This is a genomic window from Ferruginibacter sp. HRS2-29 (assembly GCF_024343615.1).
GTDB lineage: Bacteria > Bacteroidota > Bacteroidia > Chitinophagales > Chitinophagaceae > Ferruginibacter.
Map to the genome: position 1 here is coordinate 1 of NZ_RJUB01000158.1, position 14633 is coordinate 14633.

Sequence of the window (14633 nt, forward strand, 5' to 3'; positions counted from 1 at the left end):
TTCACTATTGACTATTGACTATTCACTCATGCAACATTTTCAGCATATCCGCTGTCATAGCCATATCCCGTTTTTAACCGCCCCTTAAATATGAAATAAAGAAGCAATTGTTTGCCGGCCTTACAAAGGCTGCAACTTAAGCACTGCTCACGCCCGAGGTTTTCATTCGTAATTCGTAATTGCTACGTGTTTTTACGATTTGGTCATACGTACTAACCCCTCAAGAAAGTTGTTCAATTTACGATCGCCACAGTATTTACTTCACCGGTAATAAAGAGCAATTATGCTCTTGTACAGTCGCTTTTTTCGCCGCATCTTTGTACCAGAAGTTGATTGATATCGATTAAATATCAATCATTATCCAAAGATCCAGAACAAACCACGAGTTTTCCAATATCCATCCAAAAAGACCGTAAAATTCAGTATCAGTCAACTTCTATTTTTCTTTTAAAGCATACCAATATCCCACCAAAAGAACCAACAGGCCAATATCCGCTGGCAAAACCAACCATCCAATCCAATTAAAACCGAATGAACCAGATCCTAAGCTGAAGTTCCTAACCAGGGCACGAGCGAAAAACCAGACTGAAAACAGGATACATTATAAATGAGCCCCCTCAGAAGTAATTCCCTGAATGTTGGAAAAAGAATTGACTCCTGGCCCTTGTGGCGGGAGTTTTTATTTGGCCACAGACGACGGACGACAGACCACAGACAACGGACCACAGACGACAGACGACCGCCAGGCTAAAAGAAATTGTCATTCAGTAAACGCTTCGAAGCTTTGACTATTCACCATTCACTATTCACCATTCACCATTCACCATTCACTATTCACTATTCACCATTCACTATTCACTATTCACTATTCACTATCGTAGTTTTACGATTTTTGATCACGTACTATTTACCCCGTTTTTCCCGTCGATTTACTATTGCCGCAGTATTTCCGTCACCTCAAATAAAGAGCGGTTTTGCTCTTGTGCAGGGATATTTTTCGTCGCATCTTTGTATCAGAAGTTGATTGATATCGATTAAATATCAATCATATCCAAATCCAAAGAATAAACCAAGAGCTTTCCAATATCCAATTAAAAAGACCGTAAAATTCAATATCAGTCAACTTCTAATTTTTCTTTTAATAGCACGTTTTAAGATCATTAATATCCAAGAGAAGAACCAAAACAACCAATTATCCTGCTTATGCCCTCAAAAGCGATGATAGCAAAAAGAACCGATTCCAATATCCTGTCTATGCTGTAAAAAGCGATGATGACAACGAAAGACCAGAAGAACCAATATCCAGCCTATGCCGTAAAAAGCGATGATGGCAAAACCAACCAAACCCAATATCCTAAACGCCTATGCTCCTAACCAGGGCGATGATGGCAAGAAAAAGACCGGGTAGACTGAAACCAGGAAACGACTTTTGCTCATAATGGGCCCCCTCAGAAAAAAAAGTATTGTTATCCCTGAATCACCAACAGCATGTTGGTAAAAATTAAACTTCCACAGCCTTTTAGCATAATGCGAAATCCTGTGGAAGTTTTTTTGTTTGGAAGGCAGACCACCGACGACAGACGACAGACCACGGACAAGCGATGATTAGGCCTGTGGGCAAAAGCTGCTTCTTTGGCTCTCTGCGGTGAAAGAAATTTTCCCGTACTTTACAACATGTTCCTGCAATCTCCAAACGACGTGAATACTGCCCCCAAACGCATCATCTCCCTCGTTCCCTCCATCACCGAATTATTACACCATCTCGGCCTCGAAGAAGAGACCGTTGGCATTACGAAATTCTGTATCCACCCGGATGAGTGGTTTCGCAGCAAAGCCCGCATCGGCGGCACCAAGACCATCCACCTGGAGAAAGTAAAAGAACTTCAACCCGATCTTATCATTGCCAGTAAGGAAGAGAACATTAAAGAGCAGGTGGAAGCCCTGGCAAAAGAGCATCCGGTATGGCTCACTGACGTGAATAACCTGGAAGATGCGCTGGAGATGATCATCCATACGGGTAAACTTACCGGCAGATTGCCCGCGGCGGAAAAACTGGTGGAACAGATCAATGAGCAATTCCTGGCCATTCAGCCGCTGGCGGCTAAAAACGGAAAACTACGCACCGCTTATCTCATCTGGAAAGATCCTTATATGGCGGCCGGAACCAATACATATATCAACAGTATGCTCCGGTTCGCCGGCTTCACCAACGCGTTTGCCCACCTTACCCGCTATCCGGAAGTGAGTATCGAAGCAATGAAAGCCTCGGAATGCCAGCTGGTATTACTTTCCTCCGAACCCTATCCTTTCAGTCAAAAACATATAAACGAGCTGCAACTGCAACTGCCCGGGGTGAAGATACTGCTGGTAGATGGGGAAATATTCAGCTGGTATGGGAATCATTTATTGAAAGCGCCTTCCTATTTCGAAAAGCTTTCCGATTCGCTTGTCAATAGTGAATAGTCAATAGTCAAACCTTCGAAGTTTTTAAATTTTTCCAACTTCTTACCAAATAAAGGTGGTGAAACATATAAATTTCGAAGATTTGACTATTCACCATTCACTATTCACTTTTCCTTATTTTTGCATCCGGCATTTCGCCCCTTTAACTCATTACCAATCAAACTAAAACAACAACCATGGCAAAATACAGTGCTGGTGTACTTCACGGAAAGGAACTCGAAGCTTTATACAATGATGCTAAAGACAATCAATTCGCATTGCCCGCGGTAAATACCATCGGGACCAATACGATCAACGCTACGCTTGAAGCGGCAGCAAAAGTGAATTCACCTGTCATTATCCAGTTCAGCAACGGCGGCGCACAGTTCATTGCAGGAAAAGGAATGCCGAATGATAACCTGCAGGCAAATATTGCCGGCGGTATTTCAGGGGCTTTACACATTCACAATGTGGCTAAATATTACGGTGTACCGGTAGTATTGCATACGGATCATGCGGCAAAAAAGTGGTTGCCATGGGTCAGCGGATTGCTGGATGCGGGCGAACAATTCTATAAAGAAAAAGGACAACCTTTGTTCAGCTCACACATGCTGGATCTTTCTGAAGAGCCGATTGAAGAGAATATCGCCACTTCCGTGGAATTTTTCAAACGGATGGCGCCGCTTGGCATGAGCATCGAGATAGAACTGGGCGTTACCGGCGGTGAAGAAGATGGTGTTGACAACAGCGATGTTGAAAATGACAAATTATATACCCAACCTGAGCACGTGGCTTATTCATATACCGAACTGAGCAAAGTAGGCAACATGTTTACCGTTGCGGCTGCATTTGGTAACGTTCACGGTGTATACAAACCAGGGAACGTAGAATTGCGCCCTGAGATCCTGAACAATAGCCAGGTGTACATCGAGCGTGAATTGAAAACCGGGCCTAAGCCTGTTTACTTCGTATTCCACGGTGGCAGCGGCAGTCCGCAGCACCAGATCAGGGAAGCGATCGGTTATGGCGCTATCAAAATGAACATCGATACCGATCTGCAATGGGCTTTCTGGGAAGGTATCCTCGATAATTATAAAAAATATGAAGGTTACCTGCAAGGCCAGCTCGGCAATCCTGAAGGCGCCGACAAACCGAATAAAAAACATTACGACCCAAGGGTCTGGTTGAGAAAAGGCGAAGAATCATTCATTAAAAGGCTGGAAACGGCGTTTGATGATCTGAATTGCATTAACAGAAATAGTTAATAATCGATAATTGATAATGGATAATGTACGCTACCCTGGTAATTTCTGATTTATGCTGAGAATACAGGTTGAAAACATTATCCATTATCCATTAAACCATTATCCATTAACTTTATAGCGTTCAAGGAAAAGTTAACTTAACAAGTATGAAACAAGAAGAAGATTTCGATGCCAACCTTGCCGGCGAAGATGGTGAAGCTGCGGAAACTAAAGTGAGCTGGTTCAAGCGTGCAAAAAGAGGTATCCTCACTTCCACTAAAGATAAAAAAGACGCCCCTGAAGGGCTTTGGGCTAAATGCCCCAATTGTAAGTATACGTGTACGATCTCAGAATTACAGGAAAATAAATTTGTGTGCCCCAAATGCGAATACCATCACCGCATCGGCAGCGACGAATATTTCGACATCCTTTTTGACGAGGGAAAATTCACTGAATTATTCGCCAACATCAAATCAAAGGATTTCCTGCATTTCGTAGACCTGAAACCTTATGACAAAAGGCTCGAAGAAACCTACGCCAAAACGGATATCCACGATTCCATCACCGTAGCGCATGGCAAAGTGAATGGCGAGGATCTGGTTGTGGCCTGCATGGATTTCGAGTTCATCGGCGGAAGCCTTGGCAGCGTAATGGGTGAAAAGATCAGCCGTGCCTGCGATTATTGTATCGGGCATAAAGTGCCTTTCATGATCATCAACAAAAGCGGCGGCGCCAGGATGATGGAGAGTGCTTTTTCCCTGATGCAGCTGGCTAAAACGTCCGGCAAGCTCACACAATTAAGCGAAGCAAAGGTCCCTTATATTTCATTGTGCACCGATCCTACCTTTGGTGGCACCACTGCATCTTTCGCCATGCTGGGCGATGTGATCTGCGGCGAACCAGGCGCCCTCATTGGGTTTGCAGGGCCAAGGGTGATCAAGGAAACCATCAAACGCGATCTGCCGGAAGGTTTCCAACGCAGCGAATTTTTACTGGAACATGGCTTCCTCGATTTTATCATCAACCGAAAAGAACTGAAAGATAAATTGTCGAACCTGCTGGTCCTTTTCAGGTCGTAGGTTTAACAAGAAGATTAAAAGAAAAAATATAAAAGCCGCAGAAGAGTGATCTTTTGCGGCTTTTGTATTCTGTAACTATTCAGACCTAGCACATTTCCGGACAATTCAAAAACTTCGAGGATTTGGCTATTCACTATTGACTATTCACTTATATTTGACACCAACTATCAATTATAAAGCCTCACCTTTGCCCCCTGCAAATCTATCCGCCCCTACCTCCAGGCTACATGGTCTCGATCATCTTCGTGCACTTGCTATCATCATGGTTTTCATGTTTCATTATAATCACGGAGATTTTCCGCTATGGCTTGGGAAGTTTTCACTTTTTGGCTGGACGGGCGTCGATCTTTTTTTTGTGCTCAGCGGTTATCTGATTGCCACTCAGTTGTTCAAAAGTATCAGTAAGGGCCATGGTTTTTCGATCAGGGATTTCTATATTCGCCGCTTTTTCAGGATAGTACCACTGTATACTTTAGCATTGACCATTTATTTCCTTGTACCGGCATTTTCGCAGCGCTATGGACCTTCGCCACTTTGGAAATACCTTACGTTCACGCAAAATTTCGGTCTTCATCCGGATTTGTACCCGTCATTTACACACGCCTGGTCACTGGCAGTCGAAGAACAATTTTACCTGGTTTTCCCATTGATCGTTGCCGGATTATTTTACTTCAAAATATTCAGGAAAGGTATTTGGCTGATCGCAACATTATTCGTGGCTACATTCTTATTTCGTTATATAGCATGGACTCAATATTATTGGCCTCTGGAGAACGCCAATATTGAGAACGATTTCTGGGTAACAAAGATCTATTACACCACCCATACCCGCCTGGATGGCCTGCTGGTTGGAATAGCCATTGCCACTTTATTTGCCTACCGGCAGAATTTCATTACAAGGATAAATAAATATGCCAACCTGATATTTTTCATAGGTCTGATAGCGCTGATGGGATGCTATTATTTATGCCTGGACAGAGTAGGATTTTATGCCAGCGTGTACGGCTTCTCTTCCATTTCACTGGCCTATGGCCTGATAGTAATGGCAGCGATACTACCTTCTTGTTTCCTGTACAAGATAAAATCACGCATCACTTCGGGTATCGCCCTTTTATCTTATGCGATGTACCTCATTCACAAAGGAACTACAGAACTATGCAATAAATTTTTTACAAAACACGATTGGGATAACGACAGTATGTGGATGTTGTTGGCGAGCCTTGGGGTTACCATTTGCTGTGCGCTGGTATTAAGGTATGTAGTGGAAAAGCCGTTCCTGAAACTACGTGACAGGTTGCTGGCAAAACATTCCACACCATCAGCCGAATGAAAAAACAATCTCGTCTTTTTTACCTGTTAGTCATTAATTACCTGTTGTTATTTTGCGGTTGTAAAAATTCACCAAAATTCTTACCCGACAATTCATCAGTCGCTAAAAACCCCATCACCATTGAGATACAGCCATTTGAAGACATTTCAAAAGAAGAAGTAAAACAGGTTTTTGATCGGGTAAAAAAAGTTTACCCGGTCGTTCAGCTGAATAAAAAGATACCCCTGCCTGCTACTGCCTGGTATCCCAAAAGGCAGCGCTACCGGGCAGATTCAATCATACAGTTTCTCAACAGGCGTACGGCTGAAAATCACGTCAGCATTGGCCTTACCACAAAAGACATCAGCACTACAAAAGGCAACATCGAAGACTGGGGTGTAATGGGATTAGGATTTCGTCCGGGCAAAGCCTGCGTGGCATCCACATTCCGAGTATCGAAAACAAAACAGGGCGATCAGTTGTTCAAAGTATCCATTCACGAACTGGGGCATACACAGGGTTTACCGCATTGCCCTGTAAAACATTGTTTCATGCGGAATGCAGAAGGTGGTAATCCAACGGATGAAGAGACAGGTTTTTGTAACGACTGTAAAAATTTCCTGATAAAAAGAGGCTGTACTTTGCAGGAGCCTGTATTATGATTATGCATCCACAATACATCCCCGGTACATTCCCGGGGTAATACCTTCTGTCTTTTTAAATAACCGCACAAAATAATTCACATCCGAAAAGCCGCACTGGGCGCTGACTGCAGCGATACTCGTCCGCTGGTTTTTCAGCAATTGTTTCGCCATCTTGATCCTTTCGCTGTTGATATATTCCAATGGCGTGATACCAAACTGCTCCCTGAACCATTTGAAAAAAACGTTGCGGCTCATGTATGCTTTTTTGCTGAGATCGTTTACCAGTATGCCATCGGTGAGGTGTTTGTTGATATAGTTCAATACAAAATGAAGCCTGCTTTGATTTTGTAAAGTGCTGCTTTCCGTATACACCTGCTCAAGATGCTGGCTCTGGATCAGCCGTATCAGCAATTCTTTCAGGTTCAGATCGGCGAAGATGTTCTTTCCTTTTTCTGATCCGCTGCAGATGCGGATGAGTTTATTGATCAGGTCGGTGATCTCCGTTTCATTGCTGAAATGATATTGATTGAATTGCAGCTGCCAGTCGTGTTGCTCTTCGGAATCGGTGTTGTAAAAATTATTGAGATAATTCAAGGTGTTGCTTACATAATTGTGATCTACTGCTAACGCAATACATTGTGTAGGTACATCAAAAGCCGCCTCGGGAAAATCGATGACCATGGTTTCGTTGGCGGGTAATATCACCGTTTCGCCGGGAAGGTAATCGAAGGATGGTTTGTTGTACAGGTGCATTACTTTCTTTCCACGGATCATGCTGGTGATCACAAAGTCGTTGAAGGTAAGCGGCACCCGGTATGCTTCCTGGTAACTTTCAAAAATATTGAGCTCGCAATTTTCGAGATTGAAGATACGCCTGTTCTCTACCAGCGTTTGCAGGTATTTGGGATGGGTGAGATCGATCTTATTAAGTGTATTCCTGGCAGACATATCGTGCCTTTAAGGTACAACACAAAAAATTCATGAAAATAAAAAAAAGGTGAAAAAGTACAATTGTGCTATTCAAAAGGTACGATATTCCCCTCCCCGCTTTTGATACATCGGTAGCTTCAGGCATTGTTTAACGATTAAATGCCAATTAATATGAGTACACAAACAGCGGCCGCGCCGCAATCCAATGTAGCGGCCCGTCCCCAATTCAAAGCCCGTTACGAACATTTTATCGATGGAAAATGGGAAGCCCCTTCTTCCGGAGAATATTTCGACAATACTTCCCCGATCGACGGAAAAGTATTTACACAGGCTGCCCGGGGCAATGCAGCCGATATTGAAAAAGCAGTTGCTGCCGCCAATAAAGCCTTTACTACCTGGAGCAAATCATCTGCCACTACAAGAAGCAATCTCTTACTTAAGATCGCACAGGTGATAGAAGACAACCTGGAATATTTAGCCGTAGTTGAAACCATCGACAATGGTAAAGCCATCCGCGAAACACGTGCGGCTGATCTTCCGCTCTGCGTGGACCATTTCCGTTATTTCGCCGGCGTGATCCGTGCCGAAGAAGGAAGCGTATCGGAACACGATGAAAATACCGTCTGTATCAACCTGCATGAGCCATTGGGTGTGGTCGGACAGATCATCCCATGGAATTTCCCTTTGCTGATGGCAACCTGGAAGATAGCGCCGGCACTGGCTGCTGGCTGTTGCGTAGTGGTGAAACCTGCGGAACAGACGCCTACATCCATCATGGTGCTGATGGAACTGATAGAAGGAATTTTGCCGGCAGGTGTATTGAACATCGTGACAGGTTTTGGTGTGGAAGCGGGTAAACCCTTGGCTACTTCCAAACATGTAGCTAAAGTTGCCTTCACCGGCGAAACTACCACAGGTCGTTTGATCATGCAATATGCTTCCGAAAATATCATCCCTGTTACGATGGAACTCGGCGGCAAATCACCTAACATCTTCTTCCCATCCGTAGCGGATGCAGACGATGACTTCTTTGATAAAGCTGTGGAAGGTGCGGTATTGTTCGCCCTCAACCAGGGGGAAGTATGTACCTGCCCGAGCAGGATCCTCGTACACGAAAGCATTGCCGATAAATTCCTGGAAAGAGTGATCGCACGTACCAATGCCATCAAAATGGGCAATCCGTTGGCCGCCGATACCATGATGGGTGCGCAGGCTTCGGAAGACCAGTACAATAAGATTTTAAGCTACCTCGATATAGGCAAACAGGAAGGCGCACAGGTGCTGGCAGGTGGTGAAGCGTTCAACCAGAACAGCGGGCTGGAACATGGTTATTACATCAAACCAACGATCTTCAAGGGGCATAACAAGATGCGCATTTTCCAGGAAGAAATATTCGGGCCGGTGGTGGCGGTTACTACGTTCAAAACAACCGAAGAAGCCATCGCGATAGCGAATGACACGTTGTATGGATTGGGAGCCGGTGTGTGGACAAGGGATGCACACGAGCTTTACCAGGTGCCAAGGGCCATACAGGCCGGCCGTGTGTGGGTGAATTGTTACCACGCTTACCCTGCCCACGCTCCTTTTGGTGGTTATAAAAAATCAGGTTTCGGAAGAGAAAACCATAAGATGATGCTCGGGCATTACCGGCAGACGAAGAACATGCTGATTTCTTATGATAAGAAGAAATTAGGATTCTTTTAGAGGAAACCTCCGGGGTTTATAAAGAACCTCCGGGGTTTTCCTCTAACCCCGGAGCGTTTTAGCCTGATTCATCCAAACACCCGGAGGTTGAAAAAAACCTCCGGGGTTTATAAAAAACCTCCCAATGCCTACTCCACGAATCCTTGCTACCGATGCTGCCGTACAACTGATTGAAAAACTTCGTGCCATCCACGGCCCGCTGATGTTCCACCAAAGCGGTGGGTGTTGCGATGGAAGCCAGCCGATGTGTTTTGCCGAAGGCGAATTCCTGATCGGAAGCAGCGATGTATGCCTGGGAGAAATTGACGGCTGTAAATTTTATATGAATGAAGACCAGTTTGAATACTGGAAACACACACAATTGAAACTGGATGTAACACCCGGCCGCGGTAGCAGCTTTTCGTTGGAAATACCGCTGGGAGTGCGGTTTTTCATCCACTCAAAATTATTTACGGACGAAGAGCTGGAAGATCTGGAACCATTGCTCTCAACAACAGATTAGGCAGCAATCCTATTCATTATCCTATGAAAGACTCTTTTAAAATAAGGAATATAAAATAAGAAATAAGGAAGTAAGCGTCGCAAATTGCGAAGTTCTCTCACTTTTGTATTCCTTATTTTCTATTTCTTATTTCTCATTAATAAAAAAACGGAAGCCTTTCAGCTTCCATTTCAATTTGTGTAACACCCCTTGAGAAATATTTTATGCGATGCAATGTTGTCCGCCCATCGTGAATATCCTTGCTTCGCGGCAGTACCTTACAGGCGTGCCGTTCTTTTCCATGAAATCTATCATCAGCAAAACCGTCCTACGCGACACTTTCAGTCTTTTTGCAATGTCCGGTGTAGTATTTGCTCTTTTGCCTTCTATCAGGGCTTTCATGTTCGCAACTTTGGCAAAGTAATTTTGGTGTATCATTCTGCAATGAATTTTGGGTAGGTATGGTTGTTTGTTGTTTCGGGGTGCAACATACCCACGTTTTATAAATCAGCCAATACTATAATGTGAGTAGTCCTTTTCAGTTAACCAACGGTCATTTTTCGGGTAAAAAAATGTTTGCCCCGGTATTTTTTTACATTTGAACAGAAATCAATTAAATGAACCGAATAGACAGGGTGACGGCCATCCTTATACAGTTGCAAAGTAAGCGGGTGGTAAAGGCCCAGGATATCGCCGATCGGTTCGGCATCAGTCTGCGTACAGTTTACCGCGATATAAAAACCCTCGATGAGGCCGGTATCCCTGTCATTGGCGAAGCCGGCGTAGGATACAGCATCATGGATGGTTACAGGCTGCCGCCGGTGATGTTTACCCGCGAGGAAGCCACTGCTTTCCTCACGGCGGAAAAGCTGGTCCAGAAGCTGACCGATCAATCTACCCGCGAAAGCTACCAGGAAGCGATGTACAAGATAAGGTCGGTATTGCGACTGGCGGAAAAAGACCACCTGGAAGAACTGGATGACCACATTGCGGTAGTGGAAAATCAATACCTGCCCAAAAGTGCGGCCAGCGATGAGCGCCACCTGCAGACGATCCTGAAAGGCATCAGCGAAAAAGCCGTGCTGGATATTGGTTACACTGCCCTTGGCGATGAAAACTACAGCAACCGACATGTGGAGCCGGTAGGCATTTTTTACCTGGGCAGGTTTTGGTACCTGATCGCTTATTGCCGCAAGCGCAATGACTACAGGAATTTTCGCACCGACCGGATCACTTATATCACCCCTACTCCGCTTAAGTTCAATAAAACACATCCTTCGCTGCAATCTTTCCTGGATAAAACGGGCAAGGAGCGGGAACTGATCAAGATCGTGGTGCAGGTAGATAAATCTGTACTGAAATATTTTGGCGAACAGAAATATTACAACGGTTTTGTATCGCAACGGGAAACCGGCGATAAAATGGAAATGACGTTTCTCTCGGGCTCGTTGATGGGCTTCGCAAAATTCTTCCTGCTTTTTGGCGAACACGCTGATATCATCACTCCCGCCGAATTGAACCAGGAGGTAAATAAGCTGCTTCAGGATATTTCGAAGAGACTCTCGGGGAATGTATGATGTATGATCTATGATGTATGATCTATGATGTATGATTTCGTCAGTTTTAGAATACCTGGCGACTTTCATAAGACCTTCAACCAGAAAGATATCATACATCATAGATCATACATCATACATTTTTTAGATTTATTTTTTTGCTGTTGACATAGGGCTGTCACTACCCCGTCGTTGCTTTGTATAAACAAAAAACAAATCATCATGACACAGATTCAACTGATCCAACAGGAACTTGAAAACGAATCCCTGACAACCCGTAAAATGCTGTCGATCGTACCAGACGACAAGTACGACTGGAAGCCGCATCCAAAAAGCATGACCATCCGCCAGCTAGCCACGCATATTGCGGAACTGCCAACCTGGATCCCGATGATACTCAACACTTCGGAGTTGGATTTTGCCAACAACCCTTATGCGCCGATGGTAATTAATGATACCAAAGCACTGCTGGAATATTTCGAAAAAAGCCTGCAGGAAGCACGCAATGCACTGGTGGAAGCCAAGGATGCCGACCTGGAAGCAAAATGGGTGCTCCGCAATGGTGATCAGATCTACAGCGATGATCCGAAAAGGGTGATGATCCGCATCACGTCATCACAGATCATTCACCACAGGGCACAACTGGGTGTGTTCCTGAGGTTGCTGGATATTCCTATTCCGGGAAGTTACGGGCCGAGTGCGGATGATGTAAGCTTTTAATTAAGAATGAATAATTAATAATGATAATGATTGCATTTTTGATTATCAGGAAAAAATAAAAATCCCGGTTGTGAAGAATTATTCATTATCCATTATTAATTATTCATTATCCATTAGTTTGACATTTGTCAGGATTTCATATCTTTGGCGAAACCAGTAATTCCACATGAAACCCACCTTTCGTTCTATACGAAGCATGCTTGCGTATACAACCCCGGCAGCATGGCTAACATCTATATACCTAACAATCAGCATTTTATGGATATTATTAAGTGATGGCCTGGCTTACGAGATCTCAAACGGCAATAATGAACTGCTCAGGCAGCTGCAGAGCCAGAAAGGCCTTTTTTTCGTGATACTTACCAGTGCATTGATCTATTATATGAGTAATCGTTTTTACTTAAAGCTCAAAAGATCGTTTCATCGCTACGAGGGACTGGAAGCCAATTATTACGCATTGCATGAAGCTACCCGGGAAGGTATTTTTGATTGCGACCTGGAAACCATGAAAGCTAAATTGAATAAGAAGATGCAGTTTTTCCTGCCGGGAAGCAAGATCGAGATTGAAGATTTTTGGGAAACCTACAAAAAAAGAGTGGCACCGGGTGATATGAAAAGGTTGGTGAAAGAATTTGAAGAAGTGATCGCATCCACCCGTAACAGCTGGCAGACCGAATACCGGTTGCTGGGTGAAGACAATCTTTATTACACCGTCATCAGCGGGATGTATATCATCCGCAACCCAAAAGACAATAAGGCTTTGCGCCTCGTAGGCGCCATACAGGACGTAAGCGACCTGCGCAACCTGCAGGCGGAATATTACAACGAACAGATCAATTACAAACAAAAGATAGCCACATCGATCATTGAAGCACAGGAAACGGAAAAAAACCGTTGGGCCGAAGAGTTGCATGATAATGTGTGCCAGCTTTTGTCGGTAGCCAAGCTCAATCTTTCAGCCATCGATATGATGCCGGCTTCCACCGAAATTCTCACCAATGAAGCCAAAAAACTTGTGATAGAATCCATCAGCGAGATACGCCAGCTTTCGGCGAGCATCAAGCCACCTTCTTTTGAAGATAATCTGCTGGTAGAATCCATCGAAACACTCACAGCCGATATCAGCAGGGTGCAGCAGATCAACTTCCACATTGAAAGCGCCGGGCTCGATGAAAGCAAACTTTCAGATGCACATATGCTGCTCATCTATCGCGTGGTGCAGGAGCAACTCACCAATATCACAAAATATTCTCAGGCCGATGCGGTACGGATCCGCCTTTCAAATAATGGTGACGTGGTAAACATCGAGATCACCGACAACGGCCGCGGCTTCGACGCCGAAAAAGTGAAGAACGGGCTTGGGCTGCGCAATATCCAGAGCAGGCTGCAGGTTTACAAAGGGAAGATGAAGATCAGTTCTGTACCGGGTAATGGATGTAGTTTGAGGGCCGTGTTTAATGTGAGGAATGCGGTGTAAGGATTAGGGTTTAGGGTTCAGGAAGTGCTTTCTAAACCCTAATCCCTAAACTCTAAACCAACTTCTCTACCTTTGCAAAAAAGACTACGTGGAGCTCAGCAATAAGAAAGCATATTTTGAATATTTTTTTGAAACGAAATACATCGCCGGGATCGTGCTGGCGGGTACTGAAATTAAATCGTTGCGCTCAGGCAAAGCCAGCTTCAACGATAGCTATTGTATTTTTCACCGGGGTGAATTATTTGTAAAAAGTCTGCACATCAGCGAATACGCCTTCGGCACTTACACCAACCATGAGCCGATGCAGGAACGCAAACTCCTACTCACAAAAAGGGAATTGAAGAAACTGGAAGCCAAAAGCCGTGAAAAAGGCTACAGCATCATCCCGCTCAGAATTTTCCTCAGCGAAAAAGGCCTCGCCAAAGTAGAGATCGGGCTGGGCAAAGGGAAAAAGAATTATGATAAAAGGGAAACGATCAAACAGCGGGAGAATGACAGGGATGTAAAACGCAAATACGGAGTTTAATTAATTACGAATTTGAAATTACGAATTACGAATGCCCGATTGGCTGATACAAAAGGAGAAAAAAAGCGAACTTACTTGAGGTTTGCACCATTCCTATATTTGATTAATTAAATTATTATTGCATAACATTCATCTGTTATGTAATTAAATGAAAGCAAATATCATCAGGGAAAAATCTTTTGCGTTTTCTGTAAGGATCGTACATGCAAGTAAATACTTACAATGTGAGCTGAAAGAATATATATTATCCAGACAACTACTGCGAAGCGGAACATCCATCGGCGCTAATATCGGAGAAGCAATAGGAGCTCAATCCAAAGCTGATTTTTTACACAAACTCACTATCGCATATAAAGAAGCACGAGAAACATTGTACTGGATACGTTTACTGTTGTCAACATCTTACTTCACAAACAATATCGCCGAAAGTCTTCTGAAAGATGGCGAAGAAATCTGCAAAATAATCGGAGCCATTCAAAAAACAACAAGGGAACACCTAAAATTACCCAATTCGTAATTCG

Annotated in this window: 14 protein-coding genes; 12 read left to right on the forward strand and 2 right to left on the reverse strand. The window is 44.0% G+C overall.

The window, feature by feature from the left end; genetic code table 11:
- Nucleotides 1-1632: 1632 nt before the first annotated feature.
- The 5 genes from EGI32_RS18785 to EGI32_RS18805 all read left to right on the forward strand — a co-directional run bounded on the left by EGI32_RS18785 (nt 1633) and on the right by EGI32_RS18805 (nt 6736).
- A complete protein-coding gene (locus tag EGI32_RS18785) occupies nt 1633-2463 on the forward strand; it encodes a helical backbone metal receptor (protein ID WP_255157130.1) in 831 nt (276 codons plus the stop codon).
- Nucleotides 2464-2639: 176 nt separating this feature from the next.
- Entirely contained in the window at nt 2640-3707 is a 1068-nt protein-coding gene (fbaA, locus tag EGI32_RS18790; protein WP_255157132.1) for a class II fructose-bisphosphate aldolase, read from the forward strand.
- Between the two features lie 146 nt (nt 3708-3853).
- Nucleotides 3854-4765 carry an acetyl-CoA carboxylase, carboxyltransferase subunit beta gene (gene accD, locus EGI32_RS18795; protein WP_255157134.1) on the forward strand — a complete coding sequence of 304 codons (912 nt, stop codon included), beginning with the start codon at nt 3854-3856 and terminating at the stop codon, nt 4763-4765.
- A 154-nt stretch (nt 4766-4919) separates the two neighbouring features.
- Nucleotides 4920-6095, forward strand: coding sequence for an acyltransferase (locus EGI32_RS18800; protein ID WP_255157136.1), 1176 nt, complete (start codon nt 4920-4922; stop codon nt 6093-6095).
- A complete protein-coding gene (locus EGI32_RS18805; RefSeq protein ID WP_255157138.1) occupies nt 6092-6736 on the forward strand; it encodes a matrixin family metalloprotease in 645 nt (214 codons plus the stop codon). Before EGI32_RS18800 ends, EGI32_RS18805 begins: the two co-directional genes overlap by 4 nt.
- Here EGI32_RS18805 and EGI32_RS18810 read toward each other — a convergent pair whose 3' ends face one another.
- A complete protein-coding gene (locus EGI32_RS18810; RefSeq protein ID WP_255157140.1) occupies nt 6737-7666 on the reverse strand; it encodes an AraC family transcriptional regulator in 930 nt (309 codons plus the stop codon).
- A 153-nt stretch (nt 7667-7819) separates the two neighbouring features.
- Between EGI32_RS18810 and EGI32_RS18815 the strand changes: the two genes are divergently transcribed.
- Together EGI32_RS18815 and EGI32_RS18820 are read left to right on the forward strand one after the other, a co-directional pair.
- A complete protein-coding gene (locus EGI32_RS18815) occupies nt 7820-9352 on the forward strand; it encodes an aldehyde dehydrogenase family protein (RefSeq protein ID WP_255157142.1) in 1533 nt (510 codons plus the stop codon).
- 124 nt (nt 9353-9476) lie between these two features.
- Nucleotides 9477-9854, forward strand: a complete 378-nt coding sequence (locus EGI32_RS18820; RefSeq protein ID WP_255157144.1) for a DUF779 domain-containing protein — start codon at nt 9477-9479, stop codon at nt 9852-9854.
- A 201-nt stretch (nt 9855-10055) separates the two neighbouring features.
- On the opposite strand, the gene EGI32_RS18825 is transcribed toward EGI32_RS18820, so the two are convergent.
- Nucleotides 10056-10271, reverse strand: coding sequence for an HTH domain-containing protein (locus EGI32_RS18825; protein ID WP_255157146.1), 216 nt, complete (start codon nt 10269-10271; stop codon nt 10056-10058).
- 179 nt (nt 10272-10450) lie between these two features.
- Between EGI32_RS18825 and EGI32_RS18830 the strand changes: the two genes are divergently transcribed.
- The 5 genes from EGI32_RS18830 (at nt 10451) to EGI32_RS18850 (ending at nt 14629) form a co-directional block, all read left to right on the forward strand.
- Nucleotides 10451-11410, forward strand: coding sequence for a YafY family protein (locus EGI32_RS18830; RefSeq protein WP_255157148.1), 960 nt, complete (start codon nt 10451-10453; stop codon nt 11408-11410).
- A 201-nt stretch (nt 11411-11611) separates the two neighbouring features.
- A complete protein-coding gene (locus EGI32_RS18835; RefSeq protein WP_255157149.1) occupies nt 11612-12109 on the forward strand; it encodes a DinB family protein in 498 nt (165 codons plus the stop codon).
- 166 nt (nt 12110-12275) lie between these two features.
- Complete coding sequence (locus tag EGI32_RS18840) at nt 12276-13586, forward strand: sensor histidine kinase (protein WP_255157151.1); 1311 nt, start codon at nt 12276-12278, stop codon at nt 13584-13586.
- A gap of 88 nt (nt 13587-13674) precedes the next feature.
- Nucleotides 13675-14112, forward strand: coding sequence for an SsrA-binding protein SmpB (smpB, locus tag EGI32_RS18845; RefSeq protein ID WP_255157154.1), 438 nt, complete (start codon nt 13675-13677; stop codon nt 14110-14112).
- Nucleotides 14113-14260: 148 nt separating this feature from the next.
- The gene (locus EGI32_RS18850) at nt 14261-14629 is read left to right on the forward strand and encodes a four helix bundle protein (protein WP_255157156.1); all 369 of its coding nucleotides are present in this window, start codon (nt 14261-14263) and stop codon (nt 14627-14629) included.
- The last annotated feature ends 4 nt before the right edge of the window (nt 14630-14633 follow it).

Bases quoted from the DNA above. Each gene is read 5' to 3' on its own strand.
- fbaA (WP_255157132.1), top strand. From the start codon at position 2,640: ATGGCAAAATACAGTGCTGGTGTACTTCACGGAAAGGAACTCGAAGCT.
- accD (WP_255157134.1), top strand. From the start codon at position 3,854: ATGAAACAAGAAGAAGATTTCGATGCCAACCTTGCCGGCGAAGATGGT.
- EGI32_RS18805 (WP_255157138.1), top strand. From the start codon at position 6,092: ATGAAAAAACAATCTCGTCTTTTTTACCTGTTAGTCATTAATTACCTG.
- EGI32_RS18810 (WP_255157140.1), bottom strand. From the start codon at position 7,666: ATGTCTGCCAGGAATACACTTAATAAGATCGATCTCACCCATCCCAAA.
- EGI32_RS18815 (WP_255157142.1), top strand. From the start codon at position 7,820: ATGAGTACACAAACAGCGGCCGCGCCGCAATCCAATGTAGCGGCCCGT.
- EGI32_RS18820 (WP_255157144.1), top strand. From the start codon at position 9,477: ATGCCTACTCCACGAATCCTTGCTACCGATGCTGCCGTACAACTGATT.
- EGI32_RS18825 (WP_255157146.1), bottom strand. From the start codon at position 10,271: ATGATACACCAAAATTACTTTGCCAAAGTTGCGAACATGAAAGCCCTG.
- EGI32_RS18830 (WP_255157148.1), top strand. From the start codon at position 10,451: ATGAACCGAATAGACAGGGTGACGGCCATCCTTATACAGTTGCAAAGT.
- EGI32_RS18835 (WP_255157149.1), top strand. From the start codon at position 11,612: ATGACACAGATTCAACTGATCCAACAGGAACTTGAAAACGAATCCCTG.
- EGI32_RS18840 (WP_255157151.1), top strand. From the start codon at position 12,276: ATGAAACCCACCTTTCGTTCTATACGAAGCATGCTTGCGTATACAACC.
- EGI32_RS18850 (WP_255157156.1), top strand. From the start codon at position 14,261: ATGAAAGCAAATATCATCAGGGAAAAATCTTTTGCGTTTTCTGTAAGG.